19 protein-coding genes and 1 riboswitch are annotated in these 21,413 nt (G+C 71.4%); of the genes, 15 read left to right on the forward strand and 4 right to left on the reverse strand.

Features of this window, described 5'->3' with window-relative positions; translation table 11 throughout:
- Window positions 1-187 precede the first annotated feature (187 nt).
- The 3 genes from J8M51_RS20170 (at window position 188) to J8M51_RS20180 (ending at window position 4,727) form a co-directional block, all read left to right on the forward strand.
- Window positions 188-3,331: a helix-turn-helix transcriptional regulator gene (locus J8M51_RS20170; protein WP_086755205.1), complete on the forward strand. Its 3,144-nt coding sequence runs from the start codon at window positions 188-190 to the stop codon at window positions 3,329-3,331.
- A gap of 187 nt (window positions 3,332-3,518) precedes the next feature.
- Entirely contained in the window at window positions 3,519-3,959 is a 441-nt protein-coding gene (locus J8M51_RS20175; protein ID WP_086755204.1) for a DoxX family protein, read from the forward strand.
- Window positions 3,960-4,064: 105 nt separating this feature from the next.
- Window positions 4,065-4,727 carry a hypothetical protein gene (locus J8M51_RS20180; RefSeq protein ID WP_086755203.1) on the forward strand — a complete coding sequence of 221 codons (663 nt, stop codon included), beginning with the start codon at window positions 4,065-4,067 and terminating at the stop codon, window positions 4,725-4,727.
- Here J8M51_RS20180 and J8M51_RS20185 read toward each other — a convergent pair.
- The 4 genes from J8M51_RS20185 to gcvT all read right to left on the reverse strand — a co-directional run bounded on the left by J8M51_RS20185 (window position 4,714) and on the right by gcvT (window position 9,115).
- Window positions 4,714-6,081, reverse strand: coding sequence for an L-serine ammonia-lyase (locus tag J8M51_RS20185; RefSeq protein WP_086755202.1), 1,368 nt, complete (start codon window positions 6,079-6,081; stop codon window positions 4,714-4,716). The two genes, J8M51_RS20180 and J8M51_RS20185, sit on opposite strands and share 14 nt — an antisense overlap.
- A 111-nt stretch (window positions 6,082-6,192) precedes the next feature.
- Window positions 6,193-7,455, reverse strand: a complete 1,263-nt coding sequence (glyA, locus tag J8M51_RS20190) for a serine hydroxymethyltransferase (RefSeq protein ID WP_267299366.1) — start codon at window positions 7,453-7,455, stop codon at window positions 6,193-6,195.
- Between the two features lie 38 nt (window positions 7,456-7,493).
- The gene (gcvH, locus tag J8M51_RS20195; RefSeq protein ID WP_086753220.1) at window positions 7,494-7,871 is read right to left on the reverse strand and encodes a glycine cleavage system protein GcvH; all 378 of its coding nucleotides are present in this window, start codon (window positions 7,869-7,871) and stop codon (window positions 7,494-7,496) included.
- Window positions 7,872-7,993: 122 nt separating this feature from the next.
- The gene (gcvT, locus tag J8M51_RS20200) at window positions 7,994-9,115 is read right to left on the reverse strand and encodes a glycine cleavage system aminomethyltransferase GcvT (RefSeq protein ID WP_086753218.1); all 1,122 of its coding nucleotides are present in this window, start codon (window positions 9,113-9,115) and stop codon (window positions 7,994-7,996) included.
- Window positions 9,116-9,301: 186 nt separating this feature from the next.
- A riboswitch (glycine riboswitch) is annotated at window positions 9,302-9,400 on the reverse strand.
- Window positions 9,401-9,597: 197 nt separating this feature from the next.
- Here gcvT and J8M51_RS20205 point away from each other — a divergent pair.
- The 12 genes from J8M51_RS20205 (at window position 9,598) to J8M51_RS20260 (ending at window position 21,355) form a co-directional block, all read left to right on the forward strand.
- Window positions 9,598-10,269 carry an ATP-binding protein gene (locus J8M51_RS20205; RefSeq protein WP_267299367.1) on the forward strand — a complete coding sequence of 224 codons (672 nt, stop codon included), beginning with the start codon at window positions 9,598-9,600 and terminating at the stop codon, window positions 10,267-10,269.
- Window positions 10,270-10,343: 74 nt separating this feature from the next.
- Complete coding sequence (locus J8M51_RS20210) at window positions 10,344-11,120, forward strand: enhanced serine sensitivity protein SseB (protein ID WP_267299368.1); 777 nt, start codon at window positions 10,344-10,346, stop codon at window positions 11,118-11,120.
- A 208-nt stretch (window positions 11,121-11,328) separates the two neighbouring features.
- Window positions 11,329-12,081 (forward strand): enhanced serine sensitivity protein SseB C-terminal domain-containing protein, encoded by a 753-nt coding sequence (locus J8M51_RS20215; protein WP_086751155.1) that lies wholly within the window; start codon window positions 11,329-11,331, stop codon window positions 12,079-12,081.
- A 336-nt stretch (window positions 12,082-12,417) separates the two neighbouring features.
- On the forward strand, window positions 12,418-13,416 hold the full coding sequence (locus J8M51_RS20220) for an ABC transporter permease (RefSeq protein WP_086751100.1): 999 nt from the start codon (window positions 12,418-12,420) through the stop codon (window positions 13,414-13,416).
- 57 nt (window positions 13,417-13,473) lie between these two features.
- Window positions 13,474-15,228: an ABC transporter substrate-binding protein gene (locus tag J8M51_RS20225; RefSeq protein ID WP_236067605.1), complete on the forward strand. Its 1,755-nt coding sequence runs from the start codon at window positions 13,474-13,476 to the stop codon at window positions 15,226-15,228.
- A gap of 70 nt (window positions 15,229-15,298) precedes the next feature.
- Entirely contained in the window at window positions 15,299-16,306 is a 1,008-nt protein-coding gene (locus J8M51_RS20230; RefSeq protein WP_086751103.1) for an ABC transporter permease, read from the forward strand.
- A complete protein-coding gene (locus J8M51_RS20235) occupies window positions 16,303-17,397 on the forward strand; it encodes an ABC transporter ATP-binding protein (protein WP_086751105.1) in 1,095 nt (364 codons plus the stop codon). The genes J8M51_RS20230 and J8M51_RS20235 overlap by 4 nt, the downstream gene beginning before the upstream one ends.
- Window positions 17,394-18,638, forward strand: a complete 1,245-nt coding sequence (locus J8M51_RS20240; RefSeq protein WP_398856522.1) for an ABC transporter ATP-binding protein — start codon at window positions 17,394-17,396, stop codon at window positions 18,636-18,638. The genes J8M51_RS20235 and J8M51_RS20240 overlap by 4 nt, the downstream gene beginning before the upstream one ends.
- Window positions 18,639-18,701: 63 nt before the next feature.
- Window positions 18,702-19,340, forward strand: coding sequence for a trimeric intracellular cation channel family protein (locus J8M51_RS20245; protein ID WP_398856524.1), 639 nt, complete (start codon window positions 18,702-18,704; stop codon window positions 19,338-19,340).
- A gap of 46 nt (window positions 19,341-19,386) precedes the next feature.
- The gene (locus J8M51_RS20250) at window positions 19,387-20,241 is read left to right on the forward strand and encodes a thioesterase family protein (RefSeq protein WP_086751109.1); all 855 of its coding nucleotides are present in this window, start codon (window positions 19,387-19,389) and stop codon (window positions 20,239-20,241) included.
- 253 nt (window positions 20,242-20,494) lie between these two features.
- Entirely contained in the window at window positions 20,495-20,632 is a 138-nt protein-coding gene (locus tag J8M51_RS20255) for a hypothetical protein (RefSeq protein ID WP_179202822.1), read from the forward strand.
- Window positions 20,633-20,938: 306 nt separating this feature from the next.
- Window positions 20,939-21,355: a hypothetical protein gene (locus tag J8M51_RS20260; protein ID WP_179202823.1), complete on the forward strand. Its 417-nt coding sequence runs from the start codon at window positions 20,939-20,941 to the stop codon at window positions 21,353-21,355.
- Window positions 21,356-21,413 lie beyond the last annotated feature (58 nt).

Here is a 21,413-nt window from a genome sequence, read left to right on the forward strand (position 1 = left end):
CGGCTGCGACGCTTTCCCGCCGATCCTCCGCGAGAGGTGCACCCCGAACGCCCGTCCCCCGTCTACGGAAGCGGACACGACGGCGGAACACGACGCTCCACGACCCGGCCCGCCGCCCAGTCCACGACACAGTCCACGACACAGTCCACGACACAGTCCACGACACAGACCACGACAGGAGACAGCGATGTGCGCGCCGGAACCGCTTCTCGAACGCCGTGAGCCCCTGGAGCTGCTGGCCACCGAGGCCGAACGCGCCCGCTCCGGCGCCGGCCGTCTGGTGCTGCTGCGGGGCGCCACCGGCACCGGCCGCACCGCGCTCCTGGAGGCCGCCGCCGCGCACGCCGCCGACAACGGCATGCGCGTGTTACGGGCCCGCTGCTCGCCCGAGCACCGCTCCGTACCCTTCGACACGGTCTTCCAACTCCTGGCCCACGGACCCGAGTTCGACCAGGCCGCGGGCGAGGCGCCGGACCCGCCGGACACCCAGCCGCACCGGGGCAGGCCCGCCCGGCTGTGGCGGCTGCTGCGCTCCTACGCCGCCGAGTCCCCGCTGCTGGTCGCCGTGGACGACGCGCACCTCGCCGACACCCCGTCCCGCCGCTGGCTCACCGAGATGGTCCGCCGCATCGACCGGCTGCCCGTGCTGGTGGTGGTCACCGAGCGCGGCCAGTACGACATCGACCCCCCGGCGGACGGTCTCGCGCACGCCCTCTCCCCGGCCCTCGTGCACACCCGCACCCTCGCCCCGCTGAGCCCGGACGCCGGGGCCCGCCTGGTCCGCGACGTCCACGGCGACGCCCCGCCGGAATGGGTCGACGCCTGCTTACGCGCGGCCGCGGGCAACCCGCTGTTGCTGCGCGCCCTGCTGTCCGACCTCCGCACCACCTACCCCGCGGCCTTCCCGGCTGCCCTTCCGGACACCTGCGCGGCGCTCTACGCGGGCAGCTACGCCGCCGCGGTGTCCTGGTGGCTGGACAGCGCCGGACCCGCCACCACCGAGGTCGCCCGCGCGCTCGCCGCCCTGGACGACACGGACACCCCCGTGGCCGCCGACGCCGGCCTGCTCGCCCGCACGGCCGGCACCGACCCCGCCCGGGTGTCCGGCTGGCTCACCGCGACGACCGGCCTCGGCCTGCTGCGCCCCGACGCCGAGGGCCGGCCCCGCTACGCCCACCCGCTGCTGCGGGACGCCGTCCTCGGCGGCTGGGCCGGTCCCGACCGGCAGGCCGCCCACCGCCGGGCCGCCGAGGCGATGCTGCACCGCGGCGACAGCGCCGAGGCCGTCGCCGGACACCTGCTGCGCTGCGGCCCGGTCGGCGAGGCCTGGGCGACCGGCGCGCTGCTCGACGCCGCCGACCTCGCCGTCCGGGACGACCGCAGCGAGGACGCCCTCGCCCACCTCCGCCGCGCCCTCGACGAACCGATGCCGGCCGCCCGCCGTACCGTCGTCCTCACCGAACTGGGCTCCCTGGAGTACGCCACGGTGCGGTCGGCGCGGTCCACCGCGGGCATCCCCCGGCTCGCCGAGGCGATGCGGCTGCCCGGCCCGCCCGTCGAACGCGTCCACGCCGCCGTCGCCCTGGGCACCGCCCTCGCCCGGCGCGGCGAGGCCCGCGCCGCCGTCGACGTGCTGCGCGGCCTGCGCGACGAGCACCTGACGGGCCGTCCGGACCTGGTCCGCACCGTCCAGACCGCCTCCGCGCTGCTCTCCGACCACGACCAGGGCGTACGGCAGGAGGTCTACCGCTGGCTGCGCGAGACCGCCGAACGCTCGCCCCACCAGGTCGGCACGGCGGGACAGGCCCTCCTCGTCCGCTACGAGGCCACCGCCGGGCTGACCTCGGCGGCCTCGGCCATGCACCGCGTCCAGGCCCTGCTCGCCCAGCCGGCCGATCCGCTCGCCGAGGTGTTCCTGCTGGGCACCGCCGCCGCCGTCGCCCAGTGGGCCGACCGGCTCGACGAGGCCGAACGCCTGGTCCACCGCGCCCTCGGCGGCCAGCGCACCTCGCTGCTCCACCCCATGCACCTCGCCCTCCTCAACGTCCGGATCGACATCGCGGCCGCGCGCGGCGCCCACGAGGAGGTCCTCGCCGATCCCGAGGTGGCGCGCGCGGTCGCCGGCCGCGCCGAGTCGGCGAACGCCCTGGCCCACGGGATCGTCGCCCTGCTGGAGAGCGGCCGGGCGGACGAGGCCGTACGTCTCGCCGACGCCCACGAGGTCCGGGGCACCCCTGACTCCTGGGAGCTGAACCGCTTCCTCCACGCCCGGGGTCTGCTGCGCGCCGCCACCGGCCGACCGGCCGCCGCGCTCGACGACTTCCTGGAGTGCGGCCGCCGCCAGTCCGCCCGCGACGTGGTGAGCCCCGTCGTCACCCCCTGGCGCACCGCCGCCGCCGAGTGCCACCTCGTGCTCGGCCGCCCCGACGAGGCCCTCGCCCTCGCCGAGGAGGAACTCCGCCTCGCCACCGTCTGGCACACCCCCCGGGTCCTCGCCCGCGCCCTCACCACCCTGGCCACGGCGACGGGCGGCCGCCGCGGCCAGGACCTCGCCCACCGCGCGGTCCACCTCCTGCGCCACGGCACCGACCCCGGACACCCCGAACACCCCGAACAGCCCGGACAGTTCGAGCAGCAGACCCCGACCGGAGCACCGGTCGTGGCGCTGGACGGAGGGCCCTTCGCCAGGGTGACGCCGATGCGGGGATGGACGCTGGGCGGCGGGGGCACCGCACGGGCCGTGGGCGGCGGGTCCGCCGTGCCGTCCACGGTGTCGTCGATCACCGGCTGGACCGTGCCGCCGGGCGGTGCCCGGGCCATGTCGTCGAGGGGCGGCCCGGCGACGCCGCCCGCCGGTGTCCGGGCCCTGTCGCCGCACGGCGACCGGCCCCCGTCGGCGGATGACGCTCGACCCGTGGCACCCCATGGCGCGCCGGTCGAGGCGGAGTTGATCGCGGCGCTCGTGGCGCAGGGACGGGGGCTGGCCGCGTCCGGGGAGCGGGCGCGGGCCCGGGACGCGTTCCGGGAGGCCGCCGAGCGGGCCGAGCGCCTGGGCGCGCCGCGCCAGCGCGCCCTCGCGGAGGCGGCCCTGCGCGAGGGCGGCGCCCGCCGCACGGCGACGGCGCTGACCGGCCCCTCCGCCCTCACCGCCGGCGAGCGCCGCATCGCCGAACTCGCCGCGCAGAACCGGACGAACGCTGAGATAGGCACACTCCTCCACCTGGCCCGCCGCACCGTCGAGACCCACCTCACCAGCACCTACCGCAAGCTCGGCATCCGCCGCAGATCGGAACTCGTCGCGGCCCTCGCGAAGGCGGAGGAGACGGCCTGACGGGACCTCACCCGCCCCCGCACACCCACGCCCCGGCTCGTCCACTTAGGCCTGCCTAACTCGCCTGGCGTGTCAGGGCTGTACGCTGCCCCGAAGTCGGCGGCGGATTCCTTGAACCGGAGTCCGGGCGGATGCGTAGGAGCAACCGGGACCACCCGCGCGCAGCCGACAGATCCGAGGAGAACCCATGAGCAGCAGCAACCCACCCCTGAACGACTGGCTGACGACACGCCAACCCCTGGTCCTGGGCCTGTTCCGCATCGTCCTGGGCCTGCTGTTCGCCAGCGAGGGCGCCGCCACGGTCTTCGGCGTCCTGGACCGCAAGGCGAGCCCGGTCGGCGACTGGCCCTTCTGGTACGCCGGTGTCATCGAACTGGTCTGCGGTGTCCTCATCCTCCTCGGAGTCGCGACCCGCGGCGCCGCGTTCCTCAGCTCGGGCATCATGGCCTTCGCCTACTTCACGGAACACCAGAAGGACGGCCTCTTCCCCCTCCAGAACGGCGGTCTCGCCCCCGTCCTGTTCTGCTGGGGCTTCCTCCTCCTGGTGTTCGCGGGCCCCGGCGCCCTGTCCCTGGCGGGCCTCACCCGCCGCGAGGCCGGCACCCGCCCCGTACGTGGAACCACGTAACCCGTCACGCACCTTCGCCGCACCGGCGCGCGGGCCTCAACCGGGGCCCGCGAGCGGGGCTATCGTGCGGGGCACCGCAGCCGCCGTCGCCCCGAGGAGGCCCCGATGGGCGCCCGTTCGTTCATGCTCGCCACCCGGATACCGATGTCGCGCGACGGCTTCGACGCATGGCTGCGTACCCCGCTGCCGGACCTCGGCGTCATCGAGAACCCGTCGGAGATGTACACGGGCTGGGCCCTCGACGGCACTGACCCGGACTGGCATCTGACGGGGCTCGCCGCCGGCTACCCGCAGGCGGTGGCCGCCGTCCGCGCCGACCGGACCCGGACCCCCCTGGATCTGCTCGCCCCCCGCGCCGCCGAGGGCTACCACCTGATCCGCCACCGGGACGAGGCCTTGGAGGTGTATCTGTACGACTACCACGGCGAGGCGACCACCACCCGGACCGCCCTGCTGATGCTGGCCGGCGCGGGCCGCTTCGCCCACCCCGGCGCCGAGGCACCGGTGCTGTACTGGGGCGGTCACGCCTATCCCGGCCTGCCCATGAACATCGACGAGCCCCTCGCGGTCCTGCTCGTCGGCACCGCCCGGTCCCGTTTCGTCGCCACCCACCCGTTCGACACCCTGATCGCGGACCTGACGCCCGTCGAGACCGACTTCCTCGACGCCACCGCCGAGGAGACGCCCACCGAGGCCACGCTCAGCCTGCTGTTCGACCCGGCCCTACGCGACCACCGGCCGGGAACGGACCCGCTCAGCACTCGATGATGTTCACCGCCAGCCCGCCCCGCGCCGTCTCCTTGTACTTGACGCTCATGTCGGCGCCCGTCTCCTTCATCGTCTTGATGACCTTGTCGAGGGACACCTTGTGGGTGCCGTCGCCGCGCATCGCCATCCTCGCCGCCGTGACGGCCTTCACCGCCGCCATGCCGTTGCGCTCGATGCAGGGGATCTGGACGAGGCCGCCCACGGGGTCGCAGGTGAGGCCGAGATTGTGCTCCATGCCGATCTCGGCGGCGTTCTCGACCTGTTCGGGGCTGCCGCCCAGCACCTCCGCCAGCGCGCCCGCCGCCATGGAGCAGGCGGAGCCGACCTCGCCCTGGCAGCCGACCTCGGCGCCGGAGATGGAGGCGTTCTCCTTGAAGAGCATGCCGATGGCGCCGGCGGCGAGGAGGAAGCGGACGACCCCGTCCTCGTCCGCGCCGGGCACGAAGTTGATGTAGTAGTGCAGGACGGCGGGGATGATCCCGGCCGCGCCGTTCGTGGGAGCGGTCACCACCCGGCCGCCGGCGGCGTTCTCCTCGTTCACGGCCATCGCGTAGAGGGTGATCCACTCCATGGAGCGGGCCAGCGGGTCGCCCTCGGCGCGCAGCTGACGAGCGGAGACGGCCGCGCGCCGGCGCACCCGCAGACCGCCGGGGAGGATGCCCTCACGGCTCATACCGCGCGAGACGCAGGCCTGCATCACCCGCCAGATGTCCAGCAGCCCGGAGCGGATCTCGTCCTCGGAGCGCCAGGCCCGTTCGTTCTCCAGCATCAGCGCGGAGATCGACAGACCGGTCTCCTTCGTCAGCCGGAGCAGCTCGTCACCGGTGCGGAAGGGGTACTTGAGCGGGGTGTCGTCGAGCTTGATGCGGTCCGCGCCGACCGCGTCCTCGTCCACGACGAAGCCGCCGCCCACCGAGTAGTAGGTCTTCGACAGCAGCTCCGCGCCCGCCGCGTCGTACGCCCGGACCGTCATGCCGTTGGCGTGGTAGGGCAGGGTCTCGCGGCGGTGCAGGATCAGGTCCCGGTCGAAGTCGAAGGGGACCTCGTGGTCGTCGAGCAGCCGCAGCCGGCCCGATTCCCTGATCGCCGCCACCCGGTCGTCGGCCGACTCGACGTCCACCGTGCGCGGCGAGGCGCCCTCCAGGCCCAGGAGTACGGCCTTGGGTGTGCCGTGGCCGTGGCCGGTCGCGCCCAGCGAGCCGTACAGCTCGGCGCGTACCGCGGCGACGCCGGTGAGCAGTTCCTCGCTCCGCAGCCGGCGCGCGAACATCCGGGCGGCCCGCATCGGGCCGACCGTGTGGGAGCTGGACGGGCCGATACCGACCGAGAACAGGTCGAAGACGGAGATGGCCACGGTGACTCCTCAGAACGGGGGAGGGGTTGTGCAGGGGATGGGGCACCGCGCTCACTCCCCAGTGTGCGCGGTGCCCCGGAAAAGCGGGACTACGGACCGGTGAAGCCGGGGTTACTTCCCCAGCCCCGGGTACAGCGGGTGTTTGTCGGCGAGGGCCTTGACGCGGGTCTTCAGTGCTTCCGTGTCGTAGGACGGCTTGAGTGCCTCGGCGATGACGTCGGCGACCTCGGTGAAGTCCTCGGCGGTGAAGCCGCGGGTGGCCAGGGCGGGGGTGCCGATGCGCAGTCCGGAGGTCACCATCGGCGGGCGGGGGTCGTCGGGGACGGCGTTGCGGTTGACGGTGATGCCGACCTCGTGGAGGCGGTCCTCGGCCTGCCGGCCGTCCAGGTCGGAGTTGCGCAGGTCGACCAGGATCAGGTGCACGTCGGTGCCGCCGGAGAGCACGTCGACCCCGGCCTCGCGGGCGTCGGGGGCGGTCAGCCGCTCGGCGAGGATGCGGGCGCCGTCGACCGTGCGCCGCTGGCGCTCCCTGAACTCCTCGCTCGCCGCGACCTTGAAGGACACCGCCTTCGCCGCGATGACATGCTCCAGCGGGCCGCCCTGGAAGCCGGGGAACACGGAGGAGTTGAGCTTCTTCGCGAAGTCCTTCTTCGCGAGGATGATGCCGCCGCGCGGTCCGCCGAGCGTCTTGTGGGTGGTGGAGGTGACCACGTCGGCGTACGGCACCGGGTTGGGGTGCAGGCCGGCCGCGACCAGGCCGGCGAAGTGCGCCATGTCCACCCACAGATACGCGCCGGCCTCGTCGGCGATCCGCCGGAACTCCGCGAAGTCCAGCTGCCGCGGGTACGCCGACCAGCCCGCGATGATCACCTTCGGCCGGTGCTCCCGGGCCAGGCGCTCGACCTCGGCCATGTCGACGAGTCCGGCGTCGTCCACGTGATACGGGACGACGTGGAACTGCTTGCCGGAGAAGTTCAGCCGCATCCCGTGGGTGAGGTGACCGCCGTGGGCGAGGTCCAGCCCGAGGATGGTGTCGCCGGGCTGGGCCAGCGCGAACAGGGCCGCCTGGTTGGCGGAGGCGCCCGAGTGCGGCTGGACGTTGGCGTACTCGGCGCCGAACAGCTCCTTCACCCGGTCGATGGCGATCTGCTCGGTGACGTCGACGTGCTCGCAGCCACCGTAGTAGCGGCGGCCCGGGTAGCCCTCGGCGTACTTGTTGGTCAGGACCGAACCCTGTGCCTCCATCACCCCGACCGGGGCGAAGTTCTCGGAGGCGATCATCTCCAGGGTCGACTGCTGACGGTCCAGCTCGGCGTCGAGGGCCGCGGCGACCTCCGGGTCGAGCTCGTGCAGGGGCGTGTTCAGAAGCGACATGCGTACGACCTCAGTGCTCTCAAGACTCACAAGTCTTCTCAGCCGGCGGTGTGGGCGGTGTACTCGTCGGCGGAGAGCAGCTCGTCCGGCTCGCCCGCGACACGTACCTTGAACAGCCAGCCGCCCTCGAACGGGGCGGTGTTCACCAGCGACGGGTCGTTGACGACGTCCTCGTTGATCTCGGTGATCTCACCGGAGACCGGGGAGTACAGGTCGCTGACCGACTTCGTGGACTCCAGTTCGCCACAGGTCTCGCCCGCGGTCACCGTGGAGCCCACCTCGGGAAGCTGGGCGTAGACGACATCGCCGAGCGCGTTCGCCGCGAACTCCGTGATGCCGACCGTCGAGACGCCGTCCTCGGCGCCCGACAGCCACTCGTGCTCCTTGCTGTAGCGCAGCTGCTGGGGGTTGCTCATGGCCTGAATTCTCCTGTACGCGGGGGAGTGGTGATGAATGGGGGACTGCTGAAACCGCTGCTGAGCAGCGGAAATGTGGGCGGGGTCACGTCCGGGACGGACGACGATCCCGCGCCCAGTGTCTACTTCTGGCGCTTGTAGAACGGCAGCGCCACGACCTCGTACGGCTCGTGGCTGCCCCGGATGTCCACGCAGACCCCGGGGGTGCCCGGCGCCGCGTACAAGGCGTCGACGTACGCCATCGCGATCGGCCTGCCCAGTGTGGGGGAGGGGGCGCCGGAGGTGACCTCGCCGACCACCTTGCCCTCGGCGACCACGGGGTACCCGGCGCGGGGGACCCGGCGGCCCTCGGCGATCAGGCCGACGAGGACGGGCGGCTCGTGGTGGGCGTTCTCGGCGGCCTCGCGCAGGGCCCCGCGGCCCACGAAGTCGCCCTTGTCGTACTTCACGACCCGGCCGAGGCCCGCGTCGTAGGGGGTCAGGGAGGTCGACAGCTCATGCCCGTACAGCGGCATGCCCGCCTCCAGGCGCAGGGTGTCCCGGCAGGACAGCCCGCAGGGGACCAGACCGACGCCCTCGCCGGCCCCGGTCAGGGCCTGCCACAGCTCGACCGCGTGCTCGGGCTTCACGAACAGCTCGAAGCCGTCCTCGCCGGTGTACCCGGTGCGCGCGATCAGCGCGGGCACCCCGGCGACCGTGCCGGGCAGCCCCGCGTAGTACTTCAGGCCGTCGAGATCGGCGTCGGTGAGGGACTTCAGGATGCCGGGGGACTGCGGACCCTGGACGGCGATCAGCGCGTACGCGTCCCGGTCGTCGCGCACCTCGGCGTCGAACCCGGCGGAACGCTCCACGAGCGCGTCCAGCACCACCTGGGCGTTGGAGGCGTTCGCGACGACCAGGTACTCGGTCTCGGCCAGCCGGTAGACGATCAGGTCGTCGAGGATGCCGCCGTCCTCGCGGCAGATCATGGTGTAGCGGGCCCGGCCCACGCCGACGGTGCCGATGTTGCCCACGAGGGCGTGGTCCAGGAGGGCCGCGGCCCCCGGTCCGGTCACCGTGATCTCGCCCATGTGCGAGAGATCGAAGAGCCCGGCCGCGGTACGGACGGCGAGGTGCTCGTCGCGCTCGGAGCCGTAGCGCAGGGGCATGTCCCAGCCCGCGAAGTCGGTCATCGTCGCACCCAGCGAACGATGCAGGGCGTCGAGCGCGGTACGGCGCGGTGCGGTGGTGGGGCTGCTGCTCATCGGTGTGACGCTCCCAGGGCAAGACGGACGACGCATGACAGGTGAGGAAAGTCCTCCCCATCTGTCATCGGAACCTGAGAGGTTCACCACGACCGTACGTACCGGTGTACGTACCGATGGTCGTGACTTGCACCGTGGGTGGGGCCGCCTCCCACGGGGGAGGGACGGCCCGCTTTTCAGATCTGCCTCGCCCGCGCGGTATCGGGGCCTGAGAGATTCAAGGGAGGGACTTGCTCCTTCGGCGCCCCGGCGATGTGCTGCCGGGGACTCTCCCGCGCGGGTTCAAGCGGCCGGTATGCAGTTGGCGCGGACATCATCGCACGCATCGACGCGGCGCGGCAGGGGGAGGTTTCCAGGCAGACACAGCGGTCCGTAGCACTCTTGTGGCAATACGAGGACTGAACCAGGAGGGATCGGGCATTACCTTCTCTTTACAGTCTGTGGGGATGGGACCTCTCATACCCCTGGGGAGGACGGTCACGGTGAACAGGACCACGGCGTACGCGACGACGTCGGGCATCGCGATGCCCAAGCAGCCCGTCGCACCGGTCGGTGAGGCGTGCGGCCCGTTCCCGAGGGCGATCGTCCGTGACCTCAGAGAGCGCGCGGGCCGGAGCCCGCACGGCCTGTCGTTCGGGCCGGACGACCTGGTGGTGGTCACCGGGCTCCCCGGCAGCGGCAAGTCGACCCTGATGCGCCGGGCCGTGCCCGGCGTCCGCATCGACTCCCAGGACACCCGCGACCGCTTCGACGCGCGTCTCGCCCGGCATCTGCCGTACGCGGTCTACCGGCCCCTGGTGCGCCTCGCGCACTACGCGGGGCTGCGGCGCGCCCTCCGCTCGGGGGAGGGCGTCGTCGTCCACGACTGCGGGGCGCAGGCCTGGGTCCGCAGCTGGCTCGCGCGCGAGGCCCGCCGCCGCGGCGGCACCCTGCATCTGCTGCTGCTCGACGTCACACCCGGTGAGGCGCGGGACGGACAGCGGGAGCGGGGGCGGGGGGTGTCGCGCTACGCGTTCGCCCGGCACCGGGGTGCGATGACCCGGCTGCTGCGGGCGGTGGAGAAGGGGAGGCTGCCCCAGGGCTGCGGAGCGGCGGTGATCATCGACCGCGCCGCGGCGGATGTCCTCACACGGATCGACTTCCCGCGCCCCTGAGGGGAGCGCCGCCGGGCCGGAAGCAATTAAGGTGCAGCTACAACAGCATCACGGAGCAAAGCGGTAGGCAGCAGATGGACTTCCCGGCGGACTTTCCGGCACAGGCGTATCCCCAAGGGCACGGCGGGTGGCCCGGCAACGAGCTGGAGGAGGTGCTGTCCGCCTCGCTCGGGGTGCCCCAGGCCGGGGCGCGGATCGTGGAGGTGCTGGCCCGCAGCTTCGTCTGGGTGCCGCTGCCGGAGGGCGGCGGCCCGCGCAGCGGTCAGCTGGACCTGCCGACCATGGAGTTCGACGGACAGGCGTACGTCCCGGTCTTCAGCTCCGAGGAGCAGTTCCGCCAGGTCGTCGGCAACCACATGTCGTACACGATCGCCCCGGCCGTCGAGTTCGCGCGCGGGCTGCCCCCGCAGATCGGCCTCGCCCTCAACCCGGACGGTGTCGTGGGCATCCCGCTGCCGCCGCCCGCCGTGGCCGAACTGTGCCGGGCCGGGCGGACCCCGCTGGACGGCTCGGCGAACGGCGCCCGGGTCCGGCTCCACGAACCGGACTGGCAGGACGACCCGGTCGACTTCCTCGCCGCCGCCTCCGCCGAGTTCGCCGCGACCGGGGTCGTCCTCTCCGCCCGCCGCTGCCTCGCCACCATCGAGACCGCCGACCCGGTCATGTTCATCGGCGTCGACCTGGCGTCCTGGGAGGCCGACCGCGCCCTCCCCCTCGCCGCCCTCGGCCGCGCCCTCGCCAAGACCCCCGTCCCCTGGCCCGTCAACCTGGTCTTCCTGGACGTGGCCCAGGACCCGGTGGGCGACTGGCTCCGCGAGAAGGTACGGCCCTTCTACCAACAGGGCTACTGACCGGTGCGCCCCCGAAGAGGTGCCGGGCCGCGTCCGTCCGCGACTCCGCCGCGCGGGCGCGACCAGCCACGACGCACCCGCACCCGGCGACGTACGACAACCCCCGAGCCCTGATCGGCTCCACCTGTCCACCACCTAAGCTGTTCCCAAAACCAAGGTCCAACACCGAAGGGCGGCCAACGTGAGCGGCAGCGGCGACGTCGAGCACATGCTGCGCCAGGTGACCCCCGGGCGTTACGACGCCTACGAGGCGCTGCTGCGTGCCCTCGCCACCCCCTCCTCCGGCCAGATCTGGATGCTGCTCTGGCACGGCCAGGCCGGCTCCCCGGACGCCCAGTACGGGAACATGGAGGTCGACGGGTTCAACTACGCCCCCTGCGTCACCTCCGCCCAGGAGCTCTCCGCCAGTGGCTGGAACCGCAGTTACGAGGTGGTCGACGGCCTCGACGTGGCCCGCACCCTCTACCCCGACCACTACGGCCTCTGGCTCAACCCGCACGCCCCGGGCGGCGGCGTCGGCATCCCCTGGCTCGATCTGCGCCGTATCGCCACCGGCCTGGAGCGGCAGCCCGCGGGCCCGCTGCGGCTCTCCGACCCGGCCATCGAGATCCCGCAGTTCTACGCCCTGCTCACGCAGAACGCCCACCGCACCCCCGCCGTGCGCTCCCTGCGCCGCGCCTGGGTGCAGCCCGCGCTCGGCGCGCCGTACCTGGCCATCGGCCTCGACGTGTACGACACCTCACCGCCCGCCGTCGACTCGGTGCGCGCGATGATGCAGCAGTCCATCGGCGCGGTCCCGGACGGTCTGCCCGTCTCCACGGTCGCCATGTCCGACGAGTACGACCCCGTCGCCATGTGGCTGCGCACCGGCGCCCGCCCCTTCTACGACCGCGAGGCCCACGCCACCGCCCCCGTCCAGGCCCCGGCGGCGGGCGGGTACGGCTACCCCGGCGGCTACTGAGCCGGAGCCCCGGCGGCCGGCGCCGTACGAGACGGTCTCCACCGCTCAACAGAGCGTCACGTCCGCATAGCGGAACCCTGCTGGCCACATCACGGTTGCGCATACATTCGCCGTCAAGTCTGGTGCCTGATCGCGCCACCGTTGAAGACTCCCCCAGAGCGATGGGGGGATCCGGCGAACACGCTGTTCATGCGGTGAAGTTCGGTGCCGTACCTCTCCTCGTACCCATCAGTAGTCACAGAGCAAGAGAGCAGCAGTGGTGACGGACCGCACCGCAGACCCGGGCGGCCGCCAGGCACAGTCGGCAACCACCGGCACGGGCAAGCACGAGGGACGATGACCGCACCCATTGAGACGACCGGATCGCAGGCCGAGGCACAGCCCGAGGCCGTGCTGGAGGGCGTCGAGGCGAAGAAGATCGAGGGCCGTTCGCTCGGCCAGATCGCCTGGACCCGCTTCAAGCGCGACAAGGTGGCGGTGGCCGGCGGAGTCGTCGTCGTCCTGCTGATCCTGATCGCGGCGCTCTCCCGGCCGCTGCAGTCGATGCTGGGGCTCGACCCCAACGCGTTCAACCAGGATCTGATCGACCCCAACACCTCCCTGCCCAAGGGTGACTTCGGTGGGATGAGCTGGGACCACCCGCTCGGTGTCGAGCCGAAGTTCGGCCGCGACATCCTCGCCCGCATCCTGGAGGGCTCCTGGGTCTCCCTGGTGGTGGCCTTCGGCGCGACGATCCTGTCCAACGCCATCGGTGTGGTGCTCGGTCTGATCGCCGGCTACTACGGCGGCCGGGTGGACACGATCGTCAGCCGGCTGATGGACACCTTCCTGGCGTTCCCGCTGCTGCTGTTCGCGATCGCCATCTCCGCGACGCTGCAGGGCGGAGTCTTCGGTCTCGAAGGACTGCCGCTGCACATCACGATCCTGATCTTCGTGATCGGCTTCTTCAACTGGCCGTACATGGGACGCATCGTGCGCGGTCAGACCCTGGCCCTGCGCGAGCGCGAGTTCATCGACGCCTCGCGCGGGATGGGGGCGGGCGGTCCGTACGTCCTGTTCAAGGAGCTGCTGCCCAACCTGGTCGCGCCGATCATCGTCTACTCGACGCTGCTCATCCCGACCAACATCATCTTCGAGGCGTCGCTCAGCTTCCTCGGCGTCGGCATCCAGCCGCCGCAGGCTTCCTGGGGCGGCATGCTCGACTCGGCGAAGGACTTCTTCGAAGTCGACCCGCAATACATGATCGTTCCCGGCCTCGCGATCTTCATCACGGTGCTGGCCTTCAACCTTCTCGGTGACGGCCTCCGGGACGCCCTCGACCCCCGCAGCCGCTGACGTCTGCGGTCTGTCGTCCCACACAACTGTCCAACTACGAAGGGGAAACCGACCATCATGCGAAGGTCAGCAATGGCCGCGGTCGCGGTTGCGAGCGCCGCCGGACTGCTTCTGTCCGCGTGCAGCAAGGCGGATGACGGCACGGACGACGCCCCCAAGGGCGCCGGCGCCAACGCCGCGACCAAGGGTGTCGTGAACGAGTCGACGGAGAAGGGCGGCACGGTCACGTACGCCAGCTCCGACGCCCCCGAGTCCCTCGACCCGGGCAACATGTACTACGCGTACGGCTTCAACTTCAGCCGCCTCTACGCGCGTCCGCTCATGACCTTCAAGCCCGGCGCGGGCGAGGCGGGCAACGAGCTGGTCCCGGACCTCGCCGAGAGCGCGGGCACGCCCAGCGACGGCGGCAAGACGTGGACGTACAAGATCCGCAAGGGCGTCAAGTTCGAGGACGGCACCGAGGTCACCTCCAAGGACGTCAAGTACGCCGTGGAGCGCTCGAACTTCGCGCGTGACGTGCTCTCCCTCGGTCCGAACTACTTCCAGCAGATGCTGAACGACCCGGACAAGTACAAGGGCCCCTACGCCGACAAGAGCGACAAGGGCATCTCGTCCATCGAGACGCCGGACGACCAGACCATCGTCTTCAAGCTGAACAAGGCGTTCTCCGAGTTCGACTACCTGGCGAGCATGCCGCAGACGGCTCCGGTGCCGAAGGCCAAGGACACCGGCGTCGACTACACCAAGAAGGTCGTCTCCTCCGGCTCGTACAAGTTCGACAAGTACGAGGAGGGCAAGCAGATCGTCCTGGTGCGCAACGACCAGTGGGACGCCAAGACGGACCCGCTGCGCAAGCAGTACCCGGACAAGATCGTGGTGAACCTGAAGGTCAACAAGGCCACCATCGACAAGGACGTGATGGCCGGCGACACCATGATCGACATCCAGGGCACCGGTGTCGACGCCCAGACGCAGGCCCAGGTCTTCAAGGACAAGGACCAGCTGGCCAACACCGACAACGCGCTCGGCGGCCGGCTCGTCTACACGGCGATCAACACCAAGGTCGCGCCGTTCGACAACGTCGAGTGCCGCAAGGCCGTCGAGTACGCGATCGACAAGGTCGCCGTGCAGACCGCGATGGGCGGCCCGGTCCGCGGTGACATCGCCTCCACCGTCCTTCCCACCGATGTCTCGGGCTACGCGAAGGACGACCTGTACGCCACCCCGGACAGCAAGGGTGACGTCACCAAGGCCAAGGAGCACCTGAAGGCCTGTGGCAAGGAGGGCGGCTTCAAGACCTCCATCTCCGCCCGTACCGACCGGCAGGGCGAGGTCGACGCGGCCACCGCGGTCGTCGAGGCGCTGAAGAAGGTCGGCATCGAGGCCGACATCAAGCAGTACCCCTCGGGCAAGTACTTCTCGGACTACGCGGGTGTGCCCGCGTTCAACAAGAAGAACAACATCGGTCTGATCATGATGCAGTGGGGCTCCGACTGGCCCACCGGCTACGGCTTCCTGCAGCAGATCGTGCACGGCAAGGCCATCGGCCAGTCCGGTAACACCAACCTGTCCGAGCTGAACGACCCGGCGATCAACAAGCTGCTGGACGAGGCGATCGGCAACACCGACGAGGCCGCCCGCACCGCCGCGTACACCGAGGTCGACAAGAAGGTCATGGAGCAGGCCGCCATCGTGCCGCTGACCTACTTCAAGGTCCTGCTGTACCGCTCGCCGTACGCCACCAACCTGGTGTCGAGCTCGGCCTTCAGCGGTCAGTACGACTACCTCAACGTCGGTACCACGAAAAAGTAGTAGCCCGGAAGGCAGGTGAAGGCATTGGCGCCCGCGGGAGCAGTCCCCGCGGGCGCCGGCGCCGGTCCTCGTGATCTCGTACATCATCCGCCGGACGATCGCGGCGGTGATCCTGCTGCTCGTCGTCACCGCGGTCACCTTCGGCATCTTCTTCATCCTGCCGAAACTCGCCGGGCAGACCGTCGACCAGCTGGCACAGCAGTACATCGGCAAGAACCCCTCGCCCGAGGACATCGCGGCGGTCAAGCGGAACCTCGGCCTGGACCAGCCGGTCTACGAGCAGTACTGGAACTTCCTCAAGGGGATCGTCTCCGGTGCCACGTACGACCTCGGTCCCACCACGGTCCGCTGTGACGCGCCCTGCTTCGGCTACTCCTTCAAGGACCATCTGGAGGTCTGGCCGCAGCTGACCGGCCGGCTCCCCGTGACGATCTCGCTCGCGTCCGGCGCCGCCGTGCTGTGGCTGCTGGGCGGTATCACGGCCGGTGTCATCTCGGCCCTGAAGCCCGGCTCGTTCTTCGACCGGTCCGCCATGGGCGTCGCCCTCGCGGGCGTCTCCCTGCCCATGTTCTTCACCGGACAGCTGGCCCTGCTGCTGTTCAGCTACAAGCTGGAGATCTTCGGCAGGACGTACGTCCCCTTCACCGAGAACCCCTCGCAGTGGGCGAACACCCTGTTCCTGCCCTGGTGCTCGCTGGCGCTCCTCTATTCGGCCATCTACGCCCGGCTCACCCGCTCGGGCATGCTGGAGACGATGAACGAGGACTTCATCCGCACCGCGCGGGCCAAGGGCCTGCGGGAGGGCAAGGTGGTCGTCCGGCACGGTCTGCGGGCCGCGCTGACCCCGCTGGTGACCGTCTTCGGCATGGACGTCGGCCTGCTCCTCGGCGGTGCCCTCATCACCGAGACCGTGTTCTCCCTGCACGGCATCGGCGAGTACGCGGTCCAGGCGATCACCACGAACGACCTTCCGCCGATCCTCGGGGTGACACTGCTCGCGGCGTTCTTCGTCGTCTTCATGAACCTTGTGGTGGACCTGCTGTACGCCACGATCGACCCGCGGGTGAGGCTCTCGTGACCGAACTGTCCAAGACCGGGGCCGCCGTCGGCGAGCCCGCACGCGCCGGGGACGCCCCCGAGGCGTTCCTCGAAGTGCGTGACCTCAAGGTGCACTTCCCGACCGACGACGGCCTGGTCAAGTCCGTCGACGGCCTCTCCTTCCAGCTGGAGAAGGGCAAGACCCTCGGCATCGTCGGCGAGTCCGGCTCCGGCAAGTCGGTGACCTCACTGGCGATCATGGGCCTGCACCGGCTCGGGGCGCGTGGCAAGAACGTGCGGATGTCCGGCGAGATCTGGCTGGACGGCAAGGAACTCGTCGGGGCCGACCCGGACGAGGTGCGCCGGCTGCGCGGCCGTGAGATGGCGATGATCTTCCAGGACCCGCTGTCCGCGATGCACCCGTACTACAAGGTCGGCAGCCAGATCGTGGAGGCGTACCGCGTCCACCACGACGTCAGCAAGAAGGTCGCCCGCAAGCGCGCCGTCGAACTCCTCGACCGCGTCGGCATCCCGGAGCCCGACAAGCGGGTGGACAGCTACCCGCACGAGTTCTCCGGCGGTATGCGCCAGCGCGCGATGATCGCGATGGCCCTGGTCAACAACCCCGAACTGCTGATCGCCGACGAGCCGACCACCGCGCTCGACGTGACCGTGCAGGCGCAGATCCTCGACCTGATCCGGGACCTCCAGAAGGAGTTCGGCTCCGCGGTCGTCATCATCACGCACGACCTCGGCGTGGTCGCCGAGATCGCCGACGACATCCTCGTGATGTACGGCGGGCGCTGTGTGGAGCGCGGCCCGGTCGACGACATCTTCTACCAGCCGCAGCACCCCTACACCTGGGGTCTGCTCGGCTCGATGCCGCGGATCGACCGCGCCCAGACCGACCGGCTCATCCCGGTCAAGGGCCAGCCGCCGAGCCTCATCCACGTCCCCTCGGGCTGCGCCTTCAACCCGCGCTGCCCCTACGCGGACGTCCCCAAGGACAATGTCACCCGCACCGAGCGCCCCGAGCTGCGTGAGGTCGGCGGCCGGCACTTCACCGCCTGCCACCTGTCGCAGGAGGACCGCACGCGGATCTGGACCGAAGAGATTGCGCCGAAGCTGTGAGTGAGACTGAGACCGGTACCGGTATCGGGGCCAAGACCGCGAGCGGGGCCGCCGTGCCGGGCCCGCGCGCCGAGGCCGACGAGAAACCGCTGCTCAGGGTCGAGGGCCTGGTCAAGCACTTTCCCATCAAGAAGGGCCTGCTCCAGCGGCAGGTCGGGGCGGTCAAGGCCGTCGACGGCATCGACTTCGAGGTGCGCCGGGGCGAGACCCTCGGTGTCGTCGGGGAGTCCGGCTGCGGCAAGTCGACCATGGGCCGGCTCATCACCCGCCTGCTGGAGCCGTCCGGCGGCAAGGTCGAGTTCGACGGCACGGACATCACGCACCTCAACACCGCGGGCATGCGTCCGCTGCGCCGCGACGTCCAGATGATCTTCCAGGACCCGTACGGCTCGCTGAACCCCCGGCACACCATCGGCACCATCGTCTCGGCGCCGTTCAAGCTCCAGGGCGTGGAGCCCGAGGGCGGGGTGAAGAAGGAGGTCCAGCGTCTCCTGGAGCTGGTGGGCCTCAGCCCCGAGCACTACAACCGCTACCCGCACGAATTCTCCGGCGGCCAGCGCCAGCGCATCGGCATCGCCCGCGCGCTCGCCCTGAAGCCCCGGATGGTCGTCGCGGACGAGCCGGTCTCCGCGCTCGACGTGTCCATCCAGGCCCAGGTCGTCAACCTGATGGACGACCTCCAGGACGAGCTCGGCCTGACGTACGTGATCATCGCGCACGACCTCTCCGTGGTCCGCCATGTCTCCGACCGCATCGCCGTGATGTACCTCGGCAAGATCGTGGAGCTGGCCGACCGGGACTCCCTGTACTCGGCGCCGATGCACCCGTACACCAAGGCGCTGCTGTCGGCCGTGCCGATCCCGGACCCGGGGCGCCGGAGCGCCAAGAGCGAGCGCATCCTGCTCAAGGGTGACGTGCCCTCGCCGATCGCGCCGCCGAGCGGCTGCCGCTTCCACACCCGGTGCTGGAAGGCGACCCAGGTCTGCACGACCACCGAGCCGCCGCTGGCCGAGCTGAAGCCGGGGCAGCGGGTCGCCTGTCACCACCCGGAGAACTTCGAGGACCAGCAGCCCCAGGACGTCGTCCTGCTGACGGCCGCGAAGGAGGCGGCGGAACTGGTTCCGGACTCGGTCAAGAAGACCGAGCCGACCGAGCCGACTGCGGAGGCCGACGCCGAGGCCGACGTCCAGGCCGAGGCCGAGGTCACCAAGGAAGTCGTCGAAGAAACCGACGACAAGTAAGCCAGAACGAGCCCCCGCCTTGCAATGTAAGGCGGGGGCTTGTTTCTGCGTCACAATATGCAGGTGTCTCAGTACCCGCTCGACCTGATCGGCATCTTCGTCTTCGCCATCTCCGGCGCGCTCCTGGCCGTCCGCAAGAACTTCGACGTCTTCGGTATCGCCGTCCTCGCCGAGGTCACCGCGCTCGGCGGCGGGCTCTTCCGTGACCTGGTCATCGGCGCCGTCCCCCCGGCCGCCTTCACCGATCTCGGCTACTTCCTCACCCCGCTGCTCGCCGCCCTGCTCGTCTTCTTCCTGCACCCGCACGTGGAGCGCATCCAGACCGGCGTGAACGTCTTCGACGCGGCCGGCCTCGGCCTCTTCTGCGTCGCCGGCACGACGAAGGCGTACGACTACGGCCTCGGCCTGACCGCCTCCGCCGCCCTCGGCCTCGCCACGGCGGTCGGCGGCGGTGTGCTGCGGGACGTCCTCGCCAACGAGGTGCCCTCGCTGCTGCGCTGGGACCGCGACCTGTACGCCGTACCGGCGATGGTCGGCGCGGGACTGGTCGTCCTCTGCATCCAGCTCGACACCCTGACCCCGCTCACCTCCGGCCTAGCCGCGCTCACCGCCTTCGTGCTGCGGCTGCTGGCGATGCGGTACCACTGGCGGGCGCCCCGGGCGTGGAACCGGCGGTCGTCGGCGGTGGAGGACGGCGTGTAGGAGCATAAAGCTACCGCTTAGTAATCACTTGTTGTACGGTTCAGCCATGCCCGAAGCAGCTTCCGTACAGGCCACCGTCGGCGACAGCGAGTTCGACCGGGACACCGCGGTCACCCGGCGGGGGCCCGGCGTCTACGACATCGACCTCTCCGCCGGCTGGACGATCATCGGCGCCGTCAACGGCGGCTACCTCCTGGCCGTCCTCGGCCGCGCCCTCGCCGACGCGCTGCCGCACGACGACCCGTTCACGATCTCCGCGCACTATCTGACCGCGTCCCAGCCCGGCCCCGCGGTCGTCCGCACCGACGTCGTCCGCACCGGACGGACCCTGTCGACCGGGCAGGCCTCCCTCTTCCAGTACGACGACGAGGGCCGCGAGATCGAGCGGATACGCGTCCTCGCCTCCTACGGCGACCTCGACTCCCTCCCGGACGACGTCCGGACGACGGCGAAGCCGCCCGCGATCCCGCCGGTCGAGCAGTGCTTCGGCCCGCAGGACGCCCCCGGGCCGGTCCCCGGCGGCTCCGCGATCGCCGACCGGCTGTTCCTGAAGCTCGACCCCGCCACCCTCGGCTGGGCGCTCGGCGCGCCCTCCGGCAAGGGTGAGATGCGCTCCTGGTTCGGACTGGCCGACGGTCGCGACGCCGACCCGTTCGCGCTGCTCCTCGCGGTGGACGCGCTGCCGCCGACCGCCTTCGAGATGGGCATCCAGGGCTGGGTCCCGACGGTCGAGCTGACCGTCCACGTCCGGTGCCGCCCGGCGCCGGGACCGCTCCGCGTCTCCATCACCACCCGCAACCTCGCCGGCGGCTTCCTGGAGGAGGACGCCGAGGTCTGGGACAGCGCGGACCGACTGGTCGCCCAGTCCCGCCAACTGGCCCGCGCCAGGCTGTCGGACTGAGCCGTCAGGGGGTGCGGGTGAGCCGTCAGGCGGTCCGAGCGGGTCGTCAGGCGGTCCGGGGGAGGGGCCGGCGGCCGAGCCAGGCCGCCATCCGGCCGTAGGCGTCGGCTCCCCCGGGGGCGGCCACCGCCGGTGCGAAGCGGCGCCCCTCGCGCGGCCCGTCCGGGAGGGCGGCCCACGCCGCCGTCGCGAGTACTCGGCCGGCTCCGGGTCGAGCGCGAGCGGCCGCCCCAGGCCCTCGGAGAGATCCCAGGTGTGCGCCACGATCTCCATCACGTACGCCGACAGCGCGTCCCGCCCGGGGACCTCGCCCCACGGCACCCGCACCGGCCCCGCCATCCGCTCATCGCTCTTCCAGGCCCTGAGCGCCCGGTTCCGCATCTCCCCGTAGGCGGCCGGCTTCTCGCTGGAGCCGGTGGTGCGCGGGTGTCTCCCGGAGGCTTCCCGCGGTGCCCGGCGCCGACCGCCCGTCCCGGCCGGGACGACCCGCACGGCGGACGCCTCTGTCACGAGCCCGTACCAGAGCCGGGTTGCGGAGAAGGAGCGAAAGTCCAGGTCGGGAGGGGGGTGTTGGTGATCGCTTTGCCGTTCGCACAGGTTTGGCACAGCGCGAACCCAAGAGAGCCCCAAGCTGCGTTGATTCGATGCCGCCCACGAACTCCCCCATCGTTCTTCATCGTTCCTGGAGTTGTTTCTCATGCAGCGTGCACGTCTCGTCCCCGCCGTCGCCCTGCTGGCGGCCGCACCCCTCTTCCTGGTGGCGTGCGGCTCCGGCGACTCGTCCTCCTCCACCTCGGACAACGGCAACTCCGGTCAGCAGACCTGCCAGGCGCCCTCGGGCGCGCCGTCCGGTGCCCCCTCGGGCGCCCCCTCCGGCCGGCCCTCCGCGAACGGCCAGGCCCCCTCCGGTGCTCCCTCCGGAGCGCCCTCGGGTCAGCCGTCCGGTGCGCCGAGCGGTGCTCCGGGCGGTGGTGGCCAGAACGGCGGTCCCGGTGGCGGTGGTGGCTGTGGTGGCCCCGGTGGCGGCGGACAGCCGGGGCAGGGCGGCCAGGCGCCGAGCGGGGCGCCGAGCCAGGAGGCCTCGGCGTCGGCGTCGGCGTCCAAGGAAAGCTGACGGTACGTACACGGCAGGGAGGGCGCATCCGGTGACCGGGTGCGCCCTCCCTGCCGTC

Source organism: Streptomyces griseiscabiei, assembly GCF_020010925.1.
In the GTDB taxonomy this organism is placed as follows: domain Bacteria; phylum Actinomycetota; class Actinomycetes; order Streptomycetales; family Streptomycetaceae; genus Streptomyces; species Streptomyces griseiscabiei.